Here is a 3749-nt window from a genome sequence, read left to right as displayed (position 1 = left end):
GTCCCGGGCACAGGGCCCGGGATGACGATGTAACAAGGGGTCGGTTGTCAGCCCCGCTCGACCAGCACGCCCGGCCGCTGTGCGTCCAGCCCGAACGTCACCGGCAGATGCCGCACGTGCGGCGTCTGCAGGTTCAGGGCCTTGGCCCCGCGCGCCACGGCCAGCTTGCCGAGGGCGGTAGGACCGAAGCCGCTCTGCACGCGCGGCCTGGCGCCCAGGCGGCGGCGCAGCACGCCGTTGGCGTAGATGACGTTGGCCCGCATCAGGGCCGGCGGGGTCATGAATTCGATCGAGATCGAGACGTTCAGCATCGGGCCGTTCTCGATCCGGTGCGGGGCGTTCTGCTTCCAGGTGACCATGGTCCCGGGGACCATGTCGACGCACTGGGCGCCGGCGTCCCAGGCCGGGTCGAAGGCGAACTGCTCGGCGGTTTCCTTCAGGACGATCTTCTCCAGCGCCAGTTCGCCCACATAGGGATCGGCGACCGGATAGACCCAGACCTTCTTCTGGCCGCGGATCTGCCACAGCGACACCAGCGGCACGTCCAGGTGATAGAACACCTGGGCGTCGGCGCTGCTGATCAGCATGCCCAGGTCGCGCTTGAAGGTCTTCAGGCCCGGGACGCGAGCCTCCTTCTCGGCGAAGATCTCGTCGCAGAGGGCGGCGTATTCCGGCACGAAATCGTTGGCGTGGCGCAGGTTGAGCCAAATCCTACCGCTCTGGGCGGCCTCCAGCAGTTGGTCGCCGGTCAGGTTTCCCGCCGCGCCCTTGCGCCAGGTGGTCCAGGCCTTGGGGTCCTCGCCCATGGTGAAGACGCCCAGTTGCTCGCGCGGATACTGGTCCAGCAGCCGGGCCAGGCCCTCGTCGTCGAACATCGGCCGCTCGTGCAGGCCGTGCTGGAACACCAGGTTCTCGCGGCCGAAGGCTTTCGCCTTGTCGTCCGTCCAGTCGCTGACGATGCTCACGACGCGGTCCTTCCGTAGAAATGGATCTTGAACGGACCCCACCACAGGGTCTTGCCCAGGCCCCGGGCGGCGCGGTCCAGCCACTCGGCGCGGTCGCCGGCGCGGGTCAGCCATTTGAAGCCGGCCACCAGGCCAAACAGCGCGCTCTGGACCACCCCGACGGCCATCCAGCGCGCGACGCCGACGCGGTCGGGCGGGCTGGCGGCGGCGCAGTGGGCCGAGGGGCCCTGGCCGTAGGCGAAGGCGCGGCGGATCGTGTAGTCCAGGCTCAGGCGGTCGGGCACGGGATCTTCCCAGACCCAGGCCGACGGCTCCCAGGCGAAGCGCGCGCCGCCGGCCTGCATGTGGCCGAACAGCATGTCGTCCTCGCCGCCGATGTGGTTGCGCTCCACCGCGAACGGCGCGAGCGGATCGGGCAAGGCGGCGCGACGCAGCAGGCTGTCGCCGCAGCCGTAGTAGTGGTCGATGATCCCCGCCTCGGCGGGCCCTTGGCGCGAGAAGAAGCGCTCCAGATAGTCGCGATGCGCGGTCACGCTGACCGGCGCGCGGGCCCGGACCGGGCCGAACACCACGTCGGCGTCGTAGCGCGCCTGGGCGGCCAGCAGCGCGGCCAGCCAGCCGGTCGGCGCCTCTTCGTCGTCGTCGAGGAAGGCGATCAGCTCGCCGCTGGCCTTGGCCATGCCGGCATTGCGGGCGTGGGCCACGCCGGGGCGCGGCTCGTGGACATAGTGGACCGGACACGGCGCCTGGCGGGCCAGCTCGGCGACGGCGGCTTGCGCCGACGGGGTCTGGTCGTTGTCGACGATCACCAGCTCCAGGGCGGCGAAATCCACGCCGACCCCCTCTAGGCCAGTTTGGGCGAACACCGAACGCGCCGCGACGGTCAGACCGTCTGGACGTCGCTGGGTGGGGATCATGACCGTGACGCGCATGGGAACTCCAGGCTTTGGCGGAGCTTAACCGCCACGCCTTTGCGCTTGGTTAGCGAAGGCGTCGACCAGGCCGCGCATCCGCCCGCCCAGGGTCAGCTCGACGCTGGCGATGGCGTCCATGCGACGGGAGAGCCGCCCGACCGGGCCCGCGCCGCGTGAACCGGCCCGGATCATCACCCCGTCCATCGAGTGAGCGAGACGGCCGGCCATGGTCGAGGCCGTCGCCGTGCCGTCGCCGATCTGGACCTGGCTCAGGGCGTAGGCGCCCTTGTAGTGATCGTGGCCGGGACCCAGGTCGTAGTGGTGCAGACCCAGGCCCGGCATGGCGGCGATGGCGCGCATGAAGAAGATCTGGCCCGGCGACCACTCGCCATAGGCCGCGTTGGTCGAGGCGATCCACGGGTGATAGACGCCGCCCAGCCRCACGCCGAAGTGGCCGGCCACCAGCTCGCCGCCGGCATAGAGGTTGATCATCAGGCCCTGGAACGGACCGGTCTGCTTCAGGAACAGGTCCAGCAGCAGGCCGCGCACCCAGTCGGGACGCAGGAAGTCGTGGACGCCGGTGCGCTCCAGCTGTTCGCGCTTCCAGGCGATCAGCTGGTCGAAGGCCTCGCGCGATCGGTCGGCGGCGACCAGTTCAAGGGTCCCCATCTCGCGCTCCAGCTTGCTGTCCAGGCGGCGCCAGTTCTTGATCTTCTTGGGGCTGGCCGCGCGCACGGCCTCCAGATAGGCCTCGGCGTCGACGCCGTTCAGGTCGATGACATGGGCGGTCTTCGTCTCGTTCCGACCGAACACGCCATGCGGGTCGATCAGGCCGGTGTAGCGATAGGCGGTCAGGTCGGCCGCGCCCAGCACCTCGGCGGCGTCCAGACCGGCGTCGGCCCGCGAGACCAGGCCGTGATAGTCCGACAGCGGCGAGCCGATGGCCCGGGCCATGGCGCCGGGACGACGGTGATGCGGCAGGAAGCCCAGGGTCTGGCCGTCGCGCCGGATCACGGCCACACGGGCGTCGTCGCGCACGGCCCCGACGGCGCGCGCGAAATCGGGACCCAGCAAGGGACTGTGGAACGCCGGCTCGGCCGCCGCCATATCCCGCCACGCCCGAAGGTCGGCTTCCGCCAAAGCCCGCGGGTGAAGGGTCTCAATGTCCAGCATCGCCATGTGTCCTAATCCGATCCGGTTAGGGAATGATGTGGATCAGGACTGCAACGGGCGGGCCATTTTCGCCGGATAGGCGAACATTCACGCAGAGCGTGTAACTAGGCGAAGGTCGCCTTGAGGATCGTCTCGATTCCGCGCTGATCGACGGCGTCGAAGGCGGCCGGCTTGTCGGAATCGACGTCGAACACCGCCAGGAGCGTCCCGGCGGCGTCGAACACCGGAACCACGATCTCGCTCTCCGAACGGCTGTCGCAGGCGATGTGTCCCGGAAAGGCATGGACGTCCGCGACCAGCTGGGTCCGGCCGGTTTCCGCCGCCGCGCCACAGACGCCACGCCCGTAGGCGATGCGCAGGCAGCCCAACGTGCCCTGATAGGGCCCGACCACCAGCTCGCGTTCTTTCAGCGGATCCACCACGTAGAAGCCTGTCCAGAAATAGTGGTCGAAGCTGCTGGCCAGCATCGAGGCCACCGTAGCCATGCGAGCGGTCAGGTTGGTCTCGCCGTCCAGCACCGAGGCGATCTCCTCGGCCACCTCGGCGTAGCGGGCGGCCTTGTCGGCGGTCAGGGTCTTGTCGTTGAAAGCTTCGGCCATGGGCGGGGATATAGCGCGTTTGCGGGGGGATGCGAGGGGGCGTGATCCGTCACCCTTCCCTGCTCCACCGTCATCCCGGGCCTTGTGCCCGGGACGAC

The 3749-nt window shown here is 69.4% G+C and carries 4 protein-coding genes; all 4 read right to left on the bottom strand.

From position 1 onward, the window contains the following. Positions 1 to 47 precede the first annotated feature (47 nt). On the bottom strand, positions 48 to 1079 hold the full coding sequence (locus tag AC1DZ6_RS21170; protein ID WP_477099106.1) for a hypothetical protein: 1032 nt from the start codon (positions 1077 to 1079) through the stop codon (positions 48 to 50). Then, positions 962 to 1897, bottom strand: a complete 936-nt coding sequence (locus tag AC1DZ6_RS21165; RefSeq protein ID WP_477099105.1) for a glycosyltransferase family 2 protein — start codon at positions 1895 to 1897, stop codon at positions 962 to 964. The genes AC1DZ6_RS21170 and AC1DZ6_RS21165 overlap by 118 nt, the downstream gene beginning before the upstream one ends. Positions 1898 to 1921: 24 nt before the next feature. After that, the gene (locus AC1DZ6_RS21160) at positions 1922 to 3052 is read right to left on the bottom strand and encodes a GNAT family N-acetyltransferase (protein WP_477099104.1); all 1131 of its coding nucleotides are present in this window, start codon (positions 3050 to 3052) and stop codon (positions 1922 to 1924) included. A gap of 104 nt (positions 3053 to 3156) precedes the next feature. Further along, on the bottom strand, positions 3157 to 3651 hold the full coding sequence (locus tag AC1DZ6_RS21155) for a GAF domain-containing protein (RefSeq protein WP_477099103.1): 495 nt from the start codon (positions 3649 to 3651) through the stop codon (positions 3157 to 3159). Between the last annotated feature and the right edge of the window lie 98 nt (positions 3652 to 3749).

This window comes from Caulobacter sp. P1_B12_2 (assembly GCF_056406675.1).
The sequence above is the reverse complement of the archived record's forward strand: the minus strand, read 5'-3'. Positions and strand labels throughout refer to the sequence as shown.